Source organism: Pedobacter endophyticus (assembly GCF_015679185.1).
In the GTDB taxonomy this organism is placed as follows: domain Bacteria; phylum Bacteroidota; class Bacteroidia; order Sphingobacteriales; family Sphingobacteriaceae; genus Pedobacter; species Pedobacter endophyticus.
Map to the genome: position 1 here is coordinate 4,143,855 of NZ_CP064939.1, position 17,992 is coordinate 4,161,846.

At 37.6% G+C, this 17,992-nt stretch carries 17 protein-coding genes; 12 read left to right on the forward strand and 5 right to left on the reverse strand.

The features are described from left to right. The first annotated feature begins 1 nt into the window (after nucleotide 1). From IZT61_RS16935 to IZT61_RS16985, 11 genes are all read left to right on the forward strand, one after another. Entirely contained in the window at nucleotides 2–664 is a 663-nt protein-coding gene (locus IZT61_RS16935; protein ID WP_196098215.1) for a hypothetical protein, read from the forward strand. Continuing rightward, the gene (locus tag IZT61_RS16940) at nucleotides 661–1,314 is read left to right on the forward strand and encodes a hypothetical protein (RefSeq protein ID WP_196098216.1); all 654 of its coding nucleotides are present in this window, start codon (nucleotides 661–663) and stop codon (nucleotides 1,312–1,314) included. Before IZT61_RS16935 ends, IZT61_RS16940 begins: the two co-directional genes overlap by 4 nt. 4 nt (nucleotides 1,315–1,318) lie before the next feature. Continuing rightward, on the forward strand, nucleotides 1,319–1,972 hold the full coding sequence (locus IZT61_RS16945; RefSeq protein ID WP_196098217.1) for a hypothetical protein: 654 nt from the start codon (nucleotides 1,319–1,321) through the stop codon (nucleotides 1,970–1,972). An 89-nt stretch (nucleotides 1,973–2,061) separates the two neighbouring features. Next, nucleotides 2,062–3,180 carry a zincin-like metallopeptidase domain-containing protein gene (locus tag IZT61_RS16950; protein ID WP_230383744.1) on the forward strand — a complete coding sequence of 373 codons (1,119 nt, stop codon included), beginning with the start codon at nucleotides 2,062–2,064 and terminating at the stop codon, nucleotides 3,178–3,180. 8 nt (nucleotides 3,181–3,188) lie between these two features. After that, the gene (locus IZT61_RS16955) at nucleotides 3,189–3,989 is read left to right on the forward strand and encodes a DUF4099 domain-containing protein (protein WP_196098218.1); all 801 of its coding nucleotides are present in this window, start codon (nucleotides 3,189–3,191) and stop codon (nucleotides 3,987–3,989) included. 462 nt (nucleotides 3,990–4,451) lie between these two features. Then, nucleotides 4,452–4,769 carry a hypothetical protein gene (locus IZT61_RS16960; protein ID WP_196098219.1) on the forward strand — a complete coding sequence of 106 codons (318 nt, stop codon included), beginning with the start codon at nucleotides 4,452–4,454 and terminating at the stop codon, nucleotides 4,767–4,769. A gap of 27 nt (nucleotides 4,770–4,796) precedes the next feature. Then, a complete protein-coding gene (locus IZT61_RS16965) occupies nucleotides 4,797–5,660 on the forward strand; it encodes a hypothetical protein (protein WP_196098220.1) in 864 nt (287 codons plus the stop codon). Nucleotides 5,661–5,851: 191 nt separating this feature from the next. Then, on the forward strand, nucleotides 5,852–6,118 hold the full coding sequence (locus IZT61_RS16970; protein ID WP_196098221.1) for a helix-turn-helix domain-containing protein: 267 nt from the start codon (nucleotides 5,852–5,854) through the stop codon (nucleotides 6,116–6,118). A 473-nt stretch (nucleotides 6,119–6,591) separates the two neighbouring features. Then, nucleotides 6,592–9,720 (forward strand): tetratricopeptide repeat protein, encoded by a 3,129-nt coding sequence (locus IZT61_RS16975; protein WP_196098222.1) that lies wholly within the window; start codon nucleotides 6,592–6,594, stop codon nucleotides 9,718–9,720. 637 nt (nucleotides 9,721–10,357) lie between these two features. Then, nucleotides 10,358–10,801 (forward strand): hypothetical protein, encoded by a 444-nt coding sequence (locus IZT61_RS16980; protein WP_196098223.1) that lies wholly within the window; start codon nucleotides 10,358–10,360, stop codon nucleotides 10,799–10,801. A gap of 118 nt (nucleotides 10,802–10,919) precedes the next feature. Then, nucleotides 10,920–11,678, forward strand: coding sequence for a DUF5131 family protein (locus IZT61_RS16985; RefSeq protein WP_196098224.1), 759 nt, complete (start codon nucleotides 10,920–10,922; stop codon nucleotides 11,676–11,678). Here IZT61_RS16985 and tcmP read toward each other — a convergent pair. After that, entirely contained in the window at nucleotides 11,668–12,510 is an 843-nt protein-coding gene (tcmP, locus tag IZT61_RS16990) for a three-Cys-motif partner protein TcmP (protein WP_196098225.1), read from the reverse strand. The two genes, IZT61_RS16985 and tcmP, sit on opposite strands and share 11 nt — an antisense overlap. Nucleotides 12,511–12,710: 200 nt before the next feature. On the opposite strand from tcmP, the gene IZT61_RS16995 reads away from it, so the two are divergent. After that, nucleotides 12,711–12,911, forward strand: a complete 201-nt coding sequence (locus tag IZT61_RS16995) for a hypothetical protein (protein ID WP_196098226.1) — start codon at nucleotides 12,711–12,713, stop codon at nucleotides 12,909–12,911. A gap of 317 nt (nucleotides 12,912–13,228) precedes the next feature. Here IZT61_RS16995 and IZT61_RS22335 read toward each other — a convergent pair whose 3' ends face one another. The 4 genes from IZT61_RS22335 to IZT61_RS17015 all read right to left on the reverse strand — a co-directional run bounded on the left by IZT61_RS22335 (nucleotide 13,229) and on the right by IZT61_RS17015 (nucleotide 17,203). Continuing rightward, complete coding sequence (locus IZT61_RS22335) at nucleotides 13,229–14,092, reverse strand: hypothetical protein (protein WP_230383745.1); 864 nt, start codon at nucleotides 14,090–14,092, stop codon at nucleotides 13,229–13,231. A gap of 1 nt (nucleotide 14,093) precedes the next feature. Further along, nucleotides 14,094–15,107: an AAA family ATPase gene (locus IZT61_RS17005; protein WP_196098227.1), complete on the reverse strand. Its 1,014-nt coding sequence runs from the start codon at nucleotides 15,105–15,107 to the stop codon at nucleotides 14,094–14,096. Beyond that, nucleotides 15,107–16,396: a DUF262 domain-containing protein gene (locus IZT61_RS17010; protein WP_196098228.1), complete on the reverse strand. Its 1,290-nt coding sequence runs from the start codon at nucleotides 16,394–16,396 to the stop codon at nucleotides 15,107–15,109. Before IZT61_RS17010 ends, IZT61_RS17005 begins: the two co-directional genes overlap by 1 nt. A gap of 372 nt (nucleotides 16,397–16,768) precedes the next feature. Then, nucleotides 16,769–17,203 (reverse strand): cupin domain-containing protein, encoded by a 435-nt coding sequence (locus tag IZT61_RS17015; RefSeq protein WP_196098229.1) that lies wholly within the window; start codon nucleotides 17,201–17,203, stop codon nucleotides 16,769–16,771. Nucleotides 17,204–17,992: the final 789 nt, after the last annotated feature.

Here is a 17,992-nt window from a genome sequence, read left to right on the forward strand (position 1 = left end):
TATGCCTAAAATAATCATCTATTTTTTGTTTGGACTTTCCATCCAGTCTGCCTCCGCGCAGATTTATGTTGACCCGACCACAGCGGCAGCGACTGCTGCGCATGCCGGGGTAATGAACAGCGGCCTATCTAAAACCAATGATAATCTAACCCTCGTTCAAAGAGCCCAGCTTGCGGTCACCGGACAGCTCGGTATCGTAAATGACTTGCAGTCTACAATCTATAGAGGCCTCTCAGAAGTTTCCGGGGTGATGCGTTCGCTGCTTTCAGTCAAGGATATTTATGAGATCTCCCAGGATATCGTCATTGATGTAAACAAGGCGGTAAGTATTGCCTCTTCTGATCCTGTTTTGCTTCTTTTTGCTGAAGGCAGCGCCAGGGAATTCAAGACCAGATCCATCAACCTGGCTGCTGAGGTCAGTGCCTTTGTTTTAAAGGACGGGCGAGAGGCTTTGATGGACGCAGGGGAACGGGCAAAGTTGCTCAATAAAATTGTGGTAGAGCTCACCATTCTTAGGGGTGTAGCTTATGGGATGTACAGAACGATGTACTGGGCGAAGCAGCGCGGAATTCTGAACTCACTCAATCCATATGCGGGGTATATCAATATCGATAAACGAATAGCGGACGACATCGTTAGGAATTCCAAATCCCTGAGACAATGAAAAAAGGACTTCTTTTTATACTGTTAAGCTGGGTTTTCCATTCACAAGCCCAGCTGAATGTCGAACTTTTACACCAGCTGGTAGCAGACAGCAAGACCGAAAACGGTAAACAGACTGATGCCAGGGATAGGCAGGCTGTAACATCTGCGAACGAGGAGACCAATAAAACCCTGATGGTTAGGTTAAAGGATAAGTACAGAGAAATTCACTCCCGTTATAAAACAGTTAGTCTGGCCATTAGTGCAGCGCAAATTGGGATCGAGGCTTATCCGCTGCTAAATGATATTGCTACAAGTCAGGGGAAGATCTACGAAATGTGCAGGGATGATGCGACGCTCATGATTTTGGCGATTCAGTCAGAAGCAGATATGGGTGAGCGGGCCTATTCACTGATTAATTTTTTATATGCACTAAGCCTGTCCTTTGAAGATATTAATCAGATGAAACCCAGCGATCGCAAGCTGCTTTTTTCCCATGTGCTCACGGAGCTTAAAAGTATTGCCGGAGCATCCAGGGGTTTAGCTACAGCTCTACAATATTCTTCGCGGAAGAAAATATTCGAGGGACTTAATCCTTTTTCAGGGTTCATCAATACTGATAAAAAATTGGTGAACGATATCCTGAATAAATCTGAGCAACTTAAAAACTGATATTATGAAAATCTTTCTGGGCCTTGTTCTAACCCTTTTTCAATTGGAGGCACTTGCACAGCGGGTGGTATTCGACCGTGGCCACTTTAACATTGTCAATGAAAATGGCGCTGTCAGGCTGGCTGCCGAGAACACTTATCACGGTTATTTAAGCGCCATAAATAACAGGCTATCGGATATTAATATAAATCTATCTGCTGTAGTGACCGTGCAGTCAATAATCCTTTCCTCACTTACCCAGGTCGATCAGGGGCTGAGAAGCGCCATTGCCGTCAGGCAGATCGGTTCGCTGGTAGCAGAGATTGCTGCGGAAAGTAGCGAAATGACAGAAATGGCCAAATCAGACCCGCATCTGCTACTCTTCGCTGAAGAAGTGTCCCGTCAACTAAAGGAGAGGGGAATCAACCTGTTTTCCGAGGTTTCTGCTTTTGTTTTGAAGGAGGGAGAAAACGTGCTGATGGATTTTGAAAAGCGTGACGCGCTGCTTAAAAAAATCGCACTTGAGCTTCGGGTAATCAGGGCATTGGTGTTCAGTATGAAAAAATCGATGTATTGGGCCAAGTCAAACGGCTTGCTTCGTTCACTAAATCCATATCAGGATTTCATCAATCGGGACCTGCGTTTAGGCAATGAGATCTTATTTAAGTCCAGACATTGAAACAATGAAACCTCGATTTGCCCAATCCCGCAACGCCATGGATATTAATATCATGATATCCTCATCACTTTAAAAATAAAATATTAAAGATGAAAAAATCACATTTGATACTGTTTTTATGCTTTCTGGCAATAAACTGTATTGGTCAGAAAAAAATAACTGACAAACACATAACCTATCAGCAGGAACGAATGGTCTTTAAGCAATGGGACGCGGGTAAGTTTACGCCTAAATCCGGATTTTTGGGCCTTAACCCAGAATACTGGATAACGTGGGCGCTCCATCCGAATTATCCAAAGACCGATCGCGATACCTCAGGTAAGGTGTTACATGATGAACTGGGAAAACCAATTACGGAAAAGATCCAGCTTTCCCATGCCATCGTGCGCAATGCCTATGTTTTCAATGCGGCGCAGATCGAGGGAATGCCAAAGCTTGAGCTGAAAAAACCTGGCGGGCTATGGGAGCCGATTGAGCGTGCCGAAAAGCTGATTACCTCCTCCGGGGCGATTATCAATCACATAAATTCAGGGAATGCATTTTATGATCTCCGGAAGGATGCCATTACTCTTCCTTATAAGGAGTGGTTTTCCGGGGCGGATAAATACTATGCCACCCTCTTACATGAGCTTGGCCATTGGACAGGTCAACAGGATAGGTTAAACCGCGACATGGGTAAAGGCTTTGGTAGTGAAAGTTACGCCAGAGAAGAACTTAAGGCCGAGATTGCCTCAATGCTCCTGGGGCAGGAACTGGGCATAGGGCATGATCCGGGGCAGCATTATGCTTATGTAGAAAGCTGGATATCAATTCTTGAAAACAACCCATTTGAGATATTTTCTGCCTCTATGGATGCCGAGCGGATTTTTGGTTACGTAACTGGCCTGGAGAAAGGAAAAGAGCTTTCGACAGATGAGCATTCACTGGGCGCATTGAAGGCCGCGCCCTCAAAAACAGTGAATTATTTGACTACGGGTGATAAAATCCAATATAATGGCTCAATTTATGAAGTGCTTGGACACTTAAAACAGGGACGCCTGAAAATGCTTGAAAACCTGAACGGCAATGCATTCACCCTTTCTAGGGAAGACAAGCTTTACAGTGCCCTTTCCTTTTTAAAAACTCAGATGGGCAAGGAAGAATCCCAAAACTATGAGCACTTCATAACGGATAGGTCAGATGACCACTCTGCCGAAATAAATAGATAAACTGTATTATGGAAAAAATGATTATCATGGAAGCTTTGCCGGTTGCAGAGCTTTCCAGACTTGGACTGTATGAAGACGGCAAACATTTGCTATCCCCAGAGGATATCACAGCCCTTCTGGCAGGGAGACGTACCTCCCTTGTCAACCTCAAAAACCTGATCGGTGAGGCTTTCACTATTGAAAGCCTTGACGTGAAACTTTCCCTTCATCGTAGCGAGCGTTGGGGAGTTGAGATCATGCTCCATCCTATCTACAAAGAAATTACATTGGCCAAGGGAATGGCCGAAGAAGAACTTTGGCCGATATTGACGGGTGAACAAACTAATCTGGTTAAGATTGTTCATAGCGCTGAAACAGGGGTCGATCAAACTCTTGTATTTGAATATGACGGCGAAACAAAGGAATTTATTTCCTACGACCCTTTAAAGGTAATAGTCCCTTTTCAGGTAAACGGCGAAAAGCTTGATGAAAAGCAGCGTCAGGATTTTGCACACGGAAAAATTGTTGAGCTCAGTGATGGAACTAAATTCCAGTATATGTCCTCTCTTCCCAAAGGGATTGTATCCAGCCGCTCAGCGTTGATCGTGGCAATGTCTGATGATGGAAAGTCTCCAAGTTTTCTCCTAGAGGACCTTACGCCACTGAAAGTGTCAAGTGCTCAAGAGAAGCCTTTCTCGCCGGCGTTTGAATCTGCGTTTTTGGAAATGAGAAAGTCTGAAGGTGTACAATCTGAGGAAAGCTTGCAGATTGAGCTTGATGATCTCAAAAATGATTACCACAGCCCGCTGGGCCTCGGGTCATCGAGGTAATTGAAAAGAGTATGGGTAGAACTAGACGGATTTTGTTACCATATTCCTGGTGGTCTTCCTGAAGTCACCATCAAGCATGCGTATCTTTTTTATGAAGAGAGGGATGTGCCCGTTAAGCTTATTGATAAAACCAGATCTGCTTATAACGAGTTCGCCATTGTTTTGGTCAGCTTCTGTCCGAATAGGGAAACCATTGCATCTATTGCCGCACTTTTTTACAACGCAAGATTTAGGACTGGATTCGGTAGGGATCTTCCGGCACGGGTGCTGTCATGCCGGATATCCCTCTGGCTTAAAAATACCGATGTTCACTTTTTGCTCGTATCTACCTCCATTCATTTTCGTTACCGGTCTAAAACGTTTTTATGTCCTGATGAAAGATTCTCATTGAGTAGATTTTGCAGAATTTCCGGGTTTAGGACTACCGTAAGTATCTTTCTTTAACCAAATTTTTTTAAACCAATGATTCCCGAAATTTTCAGGGAGGATCAAAAAGTCAACGTCCGTGTCTTCGGTTTTGAGGTAAATGTAGATTATCACTATCATTGGCCATCACGCAGGTCAGAAGGAAAGGAACCTCTAGCTGTGCATCTTGAGTTTCGTTCAGATTCGAAGGTTATCTCTTCAACTGGTTATAAATCGCATTTTCTTTTCTCGGCATTTCTAAAAGACTGTGGATACACTTCTATCGAAGAACTCTGCACTGCGCTCGGAGAGCATTTGGCCAGAGAAAACGGCTATGAACCTCCGGAACCTGAGCAGCAGCTCAGCCTGTTTTAATTTTTAACAACAATTATCTTATTATTTATGAATGAGCAAAATTTAGAATACCTTAAAAAGAGTCTGGATTATCTTGGCTTTGGAACAAAGCTGAACGATGTTCTGGAGTCGGCGATATCCAGAGAAATTCCTGCCTTTACCCTCGGGGTAAACCAAAGCTATACATCTTCGCAGGCAAAAAAAGATTCTGCAATTGGGAGTGATCAAATGCGGGTGATGTTAAATTTTAACCGGTCCAAACAAAGCGACATGTACTTCCTCAATGATTATGAAGTAACACTCCTTAAGGCAGGAAGCGCGTTGCCCATTAAGCAGGTCTTTGACCTGGAGCGGGATAACCGAATCACTGCTCTGCAGGCTTATAAGTTATTATCCGGAAATTCACTTGAGCGTGATGTGTATGCTAAAGCTGAAAACGGAGAAACAGCTGAAAAGAAAAAGGTTTGGTTTAAGCTGAACCTGGATGTTCAGGATGCTTACGGAAACCATCCACTAAAAAAGTTTTATCCAGAATTTAAGTTTGACCTGTCCGAATCTATCGATAAATATCCGTTCAAAGGGCTAACTGAGCTTGAAAAAGATGGAATGATGAGGGTTTTGAGAAATGGAAACCTCGCTCAGGCAGACATGTTGATAGGAAAAAAAACTGTTTCAGTCTTTGTTACAGCCAACCCACAATTTAAAGGGCTTGATGTTTTCGATAAGAACATGGCTATAATCCGTCAGGATGAGATCTTCCCGAAACAAGAAAAAGTACAGAGAAATGATGTGTCGCAAGAGCAGGCTACTTTTAGAGAAGTTGATCTCAGCGCAGCAAAAACAGAGGAACGCTTTCCCTGGGAAAATCAGCAGGATAATGATGCCTCTCAAGGCAGCGAGATTGGACTTTAAGTTTCTATCAGAGTAAAAAAACTTTCAGCAAATCTACACCATTTCTTTGAATAAGATTCTAAAACCCTGGATGCAGAAAAGCTCCGGATGCTTCTGGCATTCGGAGTGTTTTGCCGTACGCAAGCCTTTCTTAAGGGCAAAATCAGTATCCTAATTACCTATATTTTTAACCTTTTATTTCGATTTAAATTATGACAGCCATTGAACTTATTACCAAAGAAGATCTTAAAAACTTTAAAGAAGAACTGCTTCAAGATATTAAAGAAATGATAAAGCCCCAAGACTCAGTAAACAAAAAATGGTTAAAAAGCAGCGAGGTGAGAAAACTGCTGAATATCTCGCCCGGAACGCTGCAGAACCTCCGCATCAATGGAACACTTCCATTCACACGCATTGGTTCAATTATCTTTTATAAACAGGAAGACATTACTGCAATACTAGAAGGAGGGTTGAAATGAATTTCAACGTCGATGAGACTTATATTTCGTTCATTGCCTTTCAAGCTGCGTTAAGACGAATAGGAGAGGATAGGTCGATTAACACAACACACGTCAGTCTATTAACCAGTATCTTTATCTGCTGGCAAGAGAGTGGATTTAAGAGTCCATTCATGGTAAGCAGGCGGGTGCTTATGGCCTACTCCAAGATTGGTTCCAAGACTACATACCATAAGTGCTTGGGCGAACTTTTGGAAAGAGGATATATTGGATATAAACCCAGCTTCCACCCAAGATTGGCCAGTCAGATATGGTGGCGGCAGATCGAAAGGTCAGATATTACTACTTTTAAACCCTGATGCATTTAAGGTAGTTTGCATGTTTTGAGATGACAGCTTGGATTTCTTGAAATCATTAAAATCAGGCAACAGACAATTAAATTATAAAATATTGTTGCATATTTTATAACTTAACGCATCTCAAATTTCTAAATTATGACACTCGACATGCTCTTGAATCAGGGTTTTGCTGCGCTCCAGCAAGATGATTACAATATTAGCTACAATTTTTTCTACAAAGCTTATGAGCTGGATAACGCCAATCCGACTGTTTTCTTGGGAATGGGTATGAATCTTGTGGGTCTGGGTGATGTCGAAAAGGGTGTTAGCTATCTTGTACATGCTACGGAACTTGCTCCTCATTATGAACAAGCTTATTTTTTTCTCGGGAGGATATTGATTCATGATTATCCGGAAAGGGCGGTAGGGTATTTTAGGCAGTCCTTTCAGCTTAGACCTAAAAATAATCAATCGGCTTATTTCTTGGTTGAAATCGGATACTATTCGAAAGATGAAAAACTTCTAAGGGAATATTTGGATGAAGCAATTAAACTGGTTGATCTTGAGGGTTATATGTGCGTTAATTTAGCTAAATATCTGGGCGAATTTGCAAGAGAAGAGTCTGATGAGTGGCACATTAGAAATTCGGAAAATTTCCCTAATATTTATCAAGCTCAATTCAATAGGGCAATAATGCATTATGAGCGTGGAGAATACGATTTAGCCTACAATTATGCAAAAAACTCGTTAAAAGTTACTGAAGAATTTGCTGAGCCGTTTAATATGATTATTTGTTCTCTCCGCAGATTACATAGATATAATGCTGCTTTGCAATACTGTGAGCGAGGATTAATTTTGTTTCCCGAGAGTTTCGATTTACTTAAGCTTCAGGCATATTTGAATTACCGCGTTGATAAATATGATATGGCTGAAAAGCTTCTTAACGCTCTTTTTAACCAAAGAGGAGCTGACTCAGATATGTATTTTTATTATGGTAAGCTTTTAGAAGATACTGGGCGATACGAAAAAGCAATCGATTGTTTTCAGAGTGGATTGAAACTGGAACCTGATAACCTTGAAATGAAGTTTTGCATCGGTACAGTATACTCTAAAATGGGGGAGGTCGAAAATGCAGAAGTGATCTTCGAGGAAATTAAAGTAAAACATCCCAGAAAGACCGGAGTTTATTATGAACTTTTCTTTCATTACTACAGGCAGGGTAAGCTTGCCTTGGCGATAAAGCAATTGGAGATTTCTTTAGAGATTAAGCCTAATCAACCTTTAATACTTACAAGATTGTTGTTAATGTATGAGAGAACAGGTTCTGGCAAGGATGTCAATGGCCTTTATAAAAAAGGTATTGAAGATTTCCCTTATGAAGAATCTTTAAGAGCTAATTACCTAAATCATTTAAGAGGAATTGGTTTATCTCTAATCGAGGTATTGGTTGAGGGAGAAAAGGCGATCGCCAGTATTCCGGAAAGTGAGCTTCTGCATAGTGAAATAGGATATATTTATCTGGAACTTAAAAACTTTGACAATGCTGAGTACTGGTTCAAGCAGGGACTGACCCATAGCCCAATGGGCGAAAATTGTTTAGTTGGTCTTGGAATTGTTCATGACGGACGTCTTGAACCGGAAAAAGCGGTACAACTATATCATAAGGCGCTTAGCCATCATCCGCAGAGCTATACTGCATTATGCGCTTATGCCTTGAATAGACTCAGTTATGAAAAAGAAGAAGATGCATATGAGATGGTGATAAGGGCTATAAAAATTATCCCTGATTCCTCAGAAGGGTATCGGATACTAAGTTACATCAATTTAGATGTAAATCCTGAGAAGGATAAACACTTTTTGAGTTATTCTTATTTATTAGGGCAAGAAAATGCTTCGTTTAAAAAATTTAGATTAGAATATTCGATTGCTAGAGAGTGGAATCTACATGTTTTTAATCTATGCAAAGGGTCTGCATCAGATTTGGACAATATGATTCAATTTCATGCGGCAATTGATAGGGCTATTGAAAAAGTAAAGCCGTTTACCAGACTTTTTAGTTTCTGGCGAAATGGTCATAAAATTAATGAGGGATTAAAAGCTGAGGCAGTTTCTGCATTTTACATTGGAGACCCTATCCATGCGTTAAATATTTTTGCTCATCGGATAGGTGAGGATTATTATCAACGGGATACTATGTCGTGCTATTATTATGCTCTTATGGTTCAGAATATTGGTTTAGACGTCAGTGAGCAGGTGCAGTATGTAGTTTCTTTGGCGAAGAAAGCAAAATTGATATCCCCTAAAGACAGTTACTATTATGCGCTCACAATTTTTTTAAGCGGCGAGATTGAGCAGGCGATTGAAATTCTTGAATCGATTAAGCAGGACTTCAGACCTGCATATTATCAGCTCGTTATTCTATATAAGGTGTTGGCAAATAAAGGGAAACAAGATGTTGGGGCAATTTCCACTGAAATAAAGGATAAGTTAACGCAAAAAGTTACCGCCTTGGTTTTTGAACTTTCAGCGCTGGAGGAAACCGAGCCTATGTTTGCTTACGGCATAGAGAAAATCAAACCAGATTTAGATCCAGACAATTTCCTTAACGATATACAACCTCTCCTTTATTTTTTGGAAGCTGAAGAAATATTGGGAATGATCTTTAAAAAACAGAAATCCCTAGACCATGCTTTTGAAAACGTGCTTGTCTTGGATTCATTTGAGCTGAAAGCTAATCAATATAACAGTAAAGAAGAATTGTCTCATATATGGGAGAAAATGGTTGGAACAGATGTGAACGAGAAAATCAAAAATAATCTTATTAATATGCTCATGGTTAATTCTGATGTTGAGTTTGAACTCGCTAGAATGATCAATAGAGGGTGTACTTCAGAACTCGCGCTGGTCAGAAATAATTATCAGGTGAATGAGCCGTTCGAATTTAAACTGCACTTGCAGGTAATATTTAAACTTTATCAAAATGAAAAGCTTAAGATTCAACAAGCTTTCAATCTTATGAATTATCTTCAGTATTGTCTTCAAAGTATTCCGTATAAAAAGATGAGTGAAACAGTTAATTTACTTATTGATACCTGTGTCGAGCTTTTGATGGATGCTATGAATGTTCCGAATTTATACTGGTTAGAAAAACTGGAAAAGTTGCGTACGATTTTGAAAGAAGAGAAAACAAAAAAGGCACCCCCGCTCATGGCTTACAAACAGTTTATTGCAATTAACGATTCTGGCGAAGGGACTGAAAGATCAAAATCTATTTTTGGTCTATAGTCGTAGTATTTATATGCCTGACTTTAAGTCTCAAGAGGGAGTGATAAAGTGATTTTAGTGTTTAAGATAATTTTGTTTCGGTACAAACTGACCACATTTAGAAAGTATTAATTAGGAGACTCGAAGCGGCAATGGACTTTCTCTTTCTAAAACAGTGTTGCTTAGATATGTTTTAAGGTGGTGTCCCTATTAAAGTCCGCCGAGCGCATTCAGTTAGCTTACATGTAGGTAAGTGTTTTGAATGACCTGCTTTTTTCTGGCAAGTCAAATTGGTAGACTTGTTTGTTTTTTTATTTTTCCAATCATCATCACTGCTTAGGATTGTTCTATCAAGCCTAATTAAACTAGTAGTCCTCTAGATGCGGATTGGTTACCATTGACCTAATCGTTAAAATCCATTACGGAGAAGCTTTTCAAGTTTTGCAAAGCTTCATAAACTTTATAGAGGTTTACTTTTGAGGGAGTGCTTTTGTTTGGTCTGAGGTAACGAAGCGTGTCTTCGTTTATATGATCGAGGATAAACCTGTTACTGCGGTATTGAATATGCTACAGCTTCACATCATTGTCAAACATAGAAGGTGTGTACATTAGAACATTCTAATCCAGTGTTCTTTTATACTGTTGCATATTTGCATTAATGTACTTCCCCTCTAGATTAATCGCAGGCATTACGATGTTGGTGTGCTTTGCCATGGATTGTCATGCTGATTATGGCTGCTACATTACGACAGTTGGTGGTGCTCCAGAAACCAGGGTTTATTACCAGCAATATGCTGGCACCAGCAATACTCCTGTCAGATTTTTTACAGGAACTGCATACCGCAACGTAAATTGTCCATCCGGTTCAACCTCCTCAACGACTCATCCCGGAAATATTTTGGCGACTACAATGCCTTCGACAGGGTGTTGGGCTGACTTTGTTGGACCAGGTACAAATGTTAATAATTCTGGAAACTATAGGTTAAATGGGTATTTGGTTACATATGACATAGTTCCATGCCCTCTTGATGATTTATTACCTTTAACATTGGTGATATTTGGAGGAGTGGGAGCGGTTGTTTTACGAAAAGGATTAGTATAAAATAAAAGCCCTCGTTTTAGGCGGGGGGCTTATTATGACTGCTAAATAATATAATCCACTTTGTAAATTCTCGCATTAGTTCTTTTTGGATTATATTTGTATACTAATAATAATAGCAATGTCAACATCAACCATAGAATGGACTGAAATAACTTGGAATCCTGTTACAGGGTGCACTAAGTTAAGCCCTGGTTGTAAATTTTGTTATGCAGAAGTGATGTCGAAGAGACTTAAGTCCATGCGACTTCCTAAATATTCAGACGGCTTTAAAATCAGAACTCATCCTGATACACTTAACATCCCATTTACATGGAAAAAACCAAGGGTAGTTTTTGTAAACTCTATGAGTGACCTTTTTCACGAACAAGTTCCTGCATCTTTTATAATTGCTGTCTTTGAGGTTATGAATAATACTCCTCAACACACGTACCAGGTTTTAACAAAAAGAGCAGAAAGGCTGCTGGAACTATCCGATTCTCTGAAATGGACAGATAATATCTGGATGGGAGTTTCCATTGAAAATCAAGATTATGCATACCGAGCTGATTACCTTGCAAAAACGCCTGCTGTCACCAAGTTTTTATCGATTGAACCATTAATAGGAGAAGTGTCTCTCATCAATATAAAAGATATGAATTGGATTATCGTAGGTGGAGAATCTGGACATAAAGCAAGACAAGTAGAACATAATTGGATAACTAAAATTCGTTTAATGTCTGAAGATTTTGGAATACCTTTTTTCTTCAAACAATGGGGCAAGTCAAAATTCAACTCTAACCCACTAGATCCTACAATTGATAAAAATCATCCTCATCATGCGAAAGGCGGTTGTGAGTTGGATGGTACCATTTATCGAGCTATGCCAACTATTTCTTGATTGCGCTACCCATGATACTGTTTGCAAGTTTAACCGCTGTAGCGTTGTTAGATGCGCAAAAAAAATGATACATTATCGATTTATTCTTGTTGACCATGATATACGGCTCAGAAACGAAATCAAAAATACTAAGCATTTTATTTTTGTATATTTCAAATAATTTCTGATTAGCCTTTGATGCTTTTACAGTAGCCAAACTTTCTTCACCAAAAAGATTGGTATTGGTATATTCTTGATAAATACTATTGGCAATATCGTTCCTTCCAATACCGAAAAATCTTTCAAGTCTTTCCCACCATGCATCTGAAATGTCACTATCTCTCTTCAATAGTCTATTCGCCCCCACACCTGTAGGACATAAAATCCATAAATCAACGCCCAAACCTTTCAATGATTCCAATGTGTTCCAATCTAAATTCATCCCGAAAGGATCTAGAAATGCCAAACCTCTCCGTTTTTTAGTTGAAGAGATAAAGGCTGAAAACCTTAAAAGAGCATCATTACAATCATCTGTAACGGTAAATATATTTTCATCGTTTCTCGTTGCCTTCAAGTCCGCATCTAATTGAAGCCTCTTATTTTCATTTTTTTCAACAAAATAGTAAATGTCAAATCCAATTGGATCTGTTATTTGTATTATTCTTTTACCGGCCCCAGCAATCACTTTGAAACTTTCTTTTTTCCCGATTTTTATATCTCCACTACCTGCAAAACCATCAAAATAAGTCAAGTGAAAATTCTTGTTATTCATTATCTTAAGATAGGCATGGACATACTTTTCAAGTATTATGACTTTTCTTTCGGTCCAAGAGCCGCCAAATTCATTTTTCATAGTGTGAGAGTTTAATTCCATAAACTTAATAAATAATTCTAGCTATTTACTAACTCCCACGGGTAGACGTACCCAATCGCCTAACCTTAGGTAGTTGGGTAAAACTAACATAAATGTTAAGAAGCACGCAGACAGGCGTGCAAAATCACAAGCATTGCTTTTTATTTCCATCCGATTTATACCTTAATAAAAAATGATTTATGTATAGCGATCAATTAGTAATTGAGGCGGCCAAATCTAGAATTGATTTTTTTAATCAAGAAGAAATTAATCAAAAGGAATATTTAAATGTTCATTTAACTATAAATGAGCCTGTGCCACAATCACTTATTGTAATATTTCATCGCGAAAAAATTAACAATGCTCTGGGTTGGACCTTTGTTGACTTAATCAAGAATTAGCTTATGAATACGATTGAAGACTTAAGAAATAATACTACGCTGATAAGTAAAGTGAATAGTCGGGTGTCAGATCTTTGGAGTTCTTTTGATAAAATTCTTCGTTTTTTGAGACACATTGTTATGTTATTTGTTCAAGCAAGTATATAGATGACAAATTCGGTCAGGAAATAGTATTTGTTACTTAGACACTAAAGCAAAAATTCATCACCATCATGAGTGTCGAATAATATGTTAAGCTCCATTTTACTAAAAATATCTGTCCTTTCGCATTAGCAATGTAACATCCATTGATAATGTCTTAAAAATGATAATCTCCGTTAATCACTTAGTCTATGAGTTAAGTCGAATTCAAGTACATAAAATTTATCCTCTGATCTAAAGCCAAATACACGATATTTTTGTGTTGTTCTGAACTTATAGATATGACTTTTAGGATAATAACTAGAGAATAAATCTTGATGCTCATATTTCTTATAAGCTAATCCAGCTTTATTTTCACCCTTGCCACCCTGTTGAAGAATGTCACTCCAACTCATGTCGCGGAACATCCTGAAACTGTTAAAAAATTCATCTTCATCGGCCTTTTTTCCTAAAAACTCAAAGCTCTTCTCAGTATTTACTAAAGAAAAATCAAGTTTAGTGTCTTTGAAATAAAACTTACAATATTGTTCAAATTTTAAAATCTGCTCATTGTACTGTGTTTCAATCAGAGATATAAAAGAATAATAGTTAGGAAGGTTTTTTAATTTCTTGTCTTTAAATACCTCAAGTTGGTCTGTTAGGAAGTCAGATGGTTTTAATGATATAATATGACAATCTCGTTCGTAACCCTCTGCCAAACAGCTATCATTAACATCTTTACCTAAATATTCATATTTATATTGCCCTCCACATTTCTTATTACTATCCCAAAATGGATCATTAATTATAGCACTAAGCTGAGATTTTAATTTTCTAATTTCATCAGACTTTCCATCTCTATCTTTTGATATTAAAATTTCATGTAAAGATTTTTTATCATAAATTCTTTTTGAATATATATCAGATTTTTTCAATAGTGTGGTGACACCGCTTTTTTGCAAATTGAAAAAATGCAAAAGTTCAATTAAAGCAGTGTTTTGAAAATGTTCAAAAGAATCAAATTGATTTTGAAATGAGAGTTCATTTAGTAAAAGTTCCATATTATACCAATCCTAATAATTCGTCAAGATCATTGTCAAACTGATCGAACAAGTCATCTCTTACATCCAAAATTTTTCCCCTACTATTTAAATTAACGTTTATGTTATCGGATAGGTTGTTTTGATTCATTTCGAAAAATTGAATACTGATATCATCATTACAGATTTCATTCCTGTAAACTGCCTTCCTAATTCCGTTGAAAATATGATCCGAATGAGTTTCAATAATAATCTGCACTCCAGATTTTGCAATAAATGCTAGAAATGAGGCTAATTCAGATTGCGCTTTTGGGTGGAGATGGATTTCTGGGTTTTCAAGAATTACAGTGGCTCCTTTTTCAATATTTAAGCATAAGATAAGTATACCAATGATGTAACTGGTTCCAGCTCCAACGTGGTAGGGGCGAACATTTTTATTTCCTTTGAATGAATAATTTGCAGTTATGATATTGCCTGAAATAATATTGTCAAGTGCGATTGTTACATTTAGAATTTTATTAAGCCAATAGTTTACATGAAAGTCTAGGGTACTGCTACTATTATCGACCATTCTTTCATTTACCACAATGTTTCGTGAGTTTTTATAGAAATAATCAATCAAAAATTCAGCATTTTCCCCAATAAAATTTTTGTTTGAGGTTATCTTATGATAAAAATCTTTAGGGCCAACCCTGTTTGCAGATATATAGTAAATAGCCTTGTAGTTCCCTTCGGCTGAACTGATTATTTCATCTTCAGCTACCTCAATTTTGCATAGGCTGGCTTCCTGTACTATTTCGATATAAACTCGTTCTCTACGGATAATGAAATTCCTAATCTCTTCAAAATGACCTAGATTAAGCCAGTGACTATTTAATGAGTAATCTGTCGTCAAGCAATTATCTATCAAAAGTAGTGATTGGATGGCCGAAGATTTTCCTGACGAATTAGTTCCACAGAACAATGTTAGATTCTTTAAATCAATTTCTATTTTATCAAAGCATTTAAAATTGTCTACTATTAATTTGTTTATCATCAGTTCGCTTTTATCAATTTTATGGATTGTTCGACAAGTGAAAATCTCCTTTGCACAGCTTTATTGCTGTCGACAGTATAGGTTAAGCTTTTTACAAAATTATCATCTTCTAAATTAGAAGATTTGAATTTCGTGTTTTCAATCAAATTTTTATAGGCCTGTCTTATCTGTTCTTCTTTTGTAGAAAACTCATTTTCTAATTCTATAAAAAAGTAAACTAACACTTCAAATAAGGCCATGTTAATTGGTCTTCTGATTTTACCATCCCTGGGGAGTCTAAAACAATCATCTCCGAACAAGTAGTAGGCATTCTGCATAGCTTTATCGAAAGACTTTAACAAATTTGAATATGGTGAACCTATCGAAAGAATCTTCTCTTCAATTTCGTCAATCGAATAATTATCTTTATCCAATGCGGTAATATCAAAAGAGTACTGATTTAAGAATCTCATAGATTTCGACAAAAAGTCTTCCAAATCACTTCTATATTCTATGAAAGCCCCATTTTCCTTGCTCATTTTTTTCTTCCAAAGATAAAATGAAATTGTCCTTAATACTAAATACCTATCTTTCATTCGAGTTGTGGGAATGTTTGAAGTTACAAGTTTAAAGGTATCAATTTTGCTTAGAGCCTTTAAGAACTTTGTCGAACTTCCTTGGTAAATAGCATTTCTCATTTCTTGATTATTTAGTCGAGTACCTCCGCGGTTAACTCTGTCAAATAAATCATAAGTAAGTCTTTCTGGGGTAGGTTCTTTAATTATATGTAGGACAAGATTAACGTCTTCGATTTTACCTCTAATATTTGAGTCTAAAAACTCTTTGTGTTTACTTTCTCGTGAAACACTCCGCTCTATTTCCTCACTAAATTTTCTACCATTGAATTCTTTTAAGATACTTAAGTTAGATAGGGAAAATCGATTGCCCATGAAATCGAAAATAGTTGAAAGACGTTGTCTACCATCAATTAAAATCCAATTTCCATCCTTGTTTTCTTTAATATAGAGTATCGGCAACGGTATTCCTATAATAATAGATTCAATTAGCTCAGATCTTTGTTTTTGGTTCCATACACCCTCCCGCTGAAACTCAGGATCAAGCTTAATTATATCATTTTTGTATTTTCTGAAAAGTTGAAATGCAGAAAGAGTATCCCGAGCAATATTTATATTTTTATACGGATAAACATCTTCTTCATTGCTCTCCGTATCTTCTAATGCGTCAATGCTTAAAGTTTGCTCGCCTTCGAAATCGATTTCTTCACTTTCATTATCTTGATCGTTAATCATAAGGTAAATTGAAGTGGTTTTTAAATGTTCAAAAGATGAAACCACCAACAAATATACATAACAGAAAATTTAACAGTCCATAAACTATCAAATTAAGTGTTAAAAATAAAACTATGCGTTCGTATTATGAGACTGTTTAAGCGAATTCCACTTAAGTTCAAACAAAATTACGATATATTGAATTATAGATGAACTTTATATGTATCCATAATGACTTTGAGTTTGGGCCAGTCGAAAGTAATGTCATACTTTTTAGCAAGCAGTTCAAGTGCGCCTGGTTTCGGTCTCTGATTTTGAATAAATAGATCCGAAAGTTCGTTCATATAAGCTTCATGTCCCCCTGGAGAGTAAATCTCGATAAATTTCGCGGGTTTAGTGCCAGTATTCCAAAAAGCTATGCACAATTCCTCTTGGTCGCAGGTGCCAATCACCTTCATTGACTTCAAAGATTTTCTCACCAACAAGAATCGTAAGGGTTCCTTGAGTTACTCTGCATATTTCATCAAATCCTTTATGGAAATGAGGTGGTGCACCGAGTATGCCTACCGGTAAAGTTGATTCAGTTACGCCTAAGTGACCATCTGTTTGAGTCTTATCCAGCTTGAAAATAATATCTCCATCACCAATTTTTCCCTTTTTCCCTTCTCCACTTTTTATATGTATTGGTTGAAAGCCGTCAATGGAAGAGACTTCAATATTGTTATGATTTCCTAACCCCGCAATTGCATATTCTGGAACGATTGCTACACCCATGGCAAGCGCTAAACATTTTAAAATGTTTCGCCGATCGATTGTTGAAATTTCCATTGTGAAATATATAATACAATATCCTAAAAATTTTATGAATTACCTAGTCATCTAAAGCTCATGTGATAAAGAGCCTAAATTAATGTTTCTTTAAAATTACTTTACATCCAGCCTGACGAAGCGACTAAATCCAATTTAACTTCGTTCTTTACTAGAAATTTCTGGCGCAACCCATCTTCATTTTTGTATCACTAAAACCCTCTATTTGTAAGTAAAATAGATTTTGTTTTTATGATACAAGTTTTTGGGAAGCTTGTTTGATTAGACCTTATTCAGTTCCATAACTATTTCAAAATCTCGTAATACCACCATTTAATGAGGGGGGCTTCATATCAAAGATAGGCGCACTGGAGGAATACACGGGTACTAAGCAGGCCCAAATGGATCAAGTTCTCGCCTTATGTAGCGACTCCCTCTCATCATGATTGCATTCAGAGCCTACCGAGAGTAATCAGATTCTAAGTATCATTAACCTAATATATAGGTAAATCATGATGGAAAATTAGTTTATTTCTAACAAAAAAGTTCTACCTTTAATGCAATGGCATTTGCAGCTAAAACATATTAACAAAAAGGTGCGTCATTCGGAGAGTCAAAGTTAGAAACGCCCTTAAACAGACATTCAATGGCCTTTTTAAGGCTAAGTTCGAACCCCTGAGGGGTCACCACAATAAGTTACAATCATCGGCATTGGGCGTAATAAATTTGATTGATTAGCGGCTAAAAACCATAATGTTGGCGATGGAAACCCGTTAATAGAAGAGCAAAATCCCACTGTTTTTTAAACAA

Bases quoted from the DNA above. Each gene is read 5' to 3' on its own strand.
- IZT61_RS16955 (WP_196098218.1), top strand. From the start codon at position 3,189: ATGGAAAAAATGATTATCATGGAAGCTTTGCCGGTTGCAGAGCTTTCC.
- IZT61_RS16965 (WP_196098220.1), top strand. From the start codon at position 4,797: ATGAATGAGCAAAATTTAGAATACCTTAAAAAGAGTCTGGATTATCTT.
- IZT61_RS16940 (WP_196098216.1), top strand. From the start codon at position 661: ATGAAAAAAGGACTTCTTTTTATACTGTTAAGCTGGGTTTTCCATTCA.
- IZT61_RS16975 (WP_196098222.1), top strand. From the start codon at position 6,592: ATGACACTCGACATGCTCTTGAATCAGGGTTTTGCTGCGCTCCAGCAA.
- IZT61_RS17005 (WP_196098227.1), bottom strand. From the start codon at position 15,107: ATGATAAACAAATTAATAGTAGACAATTTTAAATGCTTTGATAAAATA.
- IZT61_RS22335 (WP_230383745.1), bottom strand. From the start codon at position 14,092: ATGGAACTTTTACTAAATGAACTCTCATTTCAAAATCAATTTGATTCT.
- IZT61_RS17015 (WP_196098229.1), bottom strand. From the start codon at position 17,203: ATGGAAATTTCAACAATCGATCGGCGAAACATTTTAAAATGTTTAGCG.
- IZT61_RS17010 (WP_196098228.1), bottom strand. From the start codon at position 16,396: ATGATTAACGATCAAGATAATGAAAGTGAAGAAATCGATTTCGAAGGC.
- IZT61_RS16985 (WP_196098224.1), top strand. From the start codon at position 10,920: ATGTCAACATCAACCATAGAATGGACTGAAATAACTTGGAATCCTGTT.
- IZT61_RS16970 (WP_196098221.1), top strand. From the start codon at position 5,852: ATGACAGCCATTGAACTTATTACCAAAGAAGATCTTAAAAACTTTAAA.
- IZT61_RS16950 (WP_230383744.1), top strand. From the start codon at position 2,062: ATGAAAAAATCACATTTGATACTGTTTTTATGCTTTCTGGCAATAAAC.
- tcmP (WP_196098225.1), bottom strand. From the start codon at position 12,510: ATGAAAAATGAATTTGGCGGCTCTTGGACCGAAAGAAAAGTCATAATA.
- IZT61_RS16945 (WP_196098217.1), top strand. From the start codon at position 1,319: ATGAAAATCTTTCTGGGCCTTGTTCTAACCCTTTTTCAATTGGAGGCA.
- IZT61_RS16980 (WP_196098223.1), top strand. From the start codon at position 10,358: ATGTACTTCCCCTCTAGATTAATCGCAGGCATTACGATGTTGGTGTGC.
- IZT61_RS16960 (WP_196098219.1), top strand. From the start codon at position 4,452: ATGATTCCCGAAATTTTCAGGGAGGATCAAAAAGTCAACGTCCGTGTC.
- IZT61_RS16935 (WP_196098215.1), top strand. From the start codon at position 2: ATGCCTAAAATAATCATCTATTTTTTGTTTGGACTTTCCATCCAGTCT.
- IZT61_RS16995 (WP_196098226.1), top strand. From the start codon at position 12,711: ATGTATAGCGATCAATTAGTAATTGAGGCGGCCAAATCTAGAATTGAT.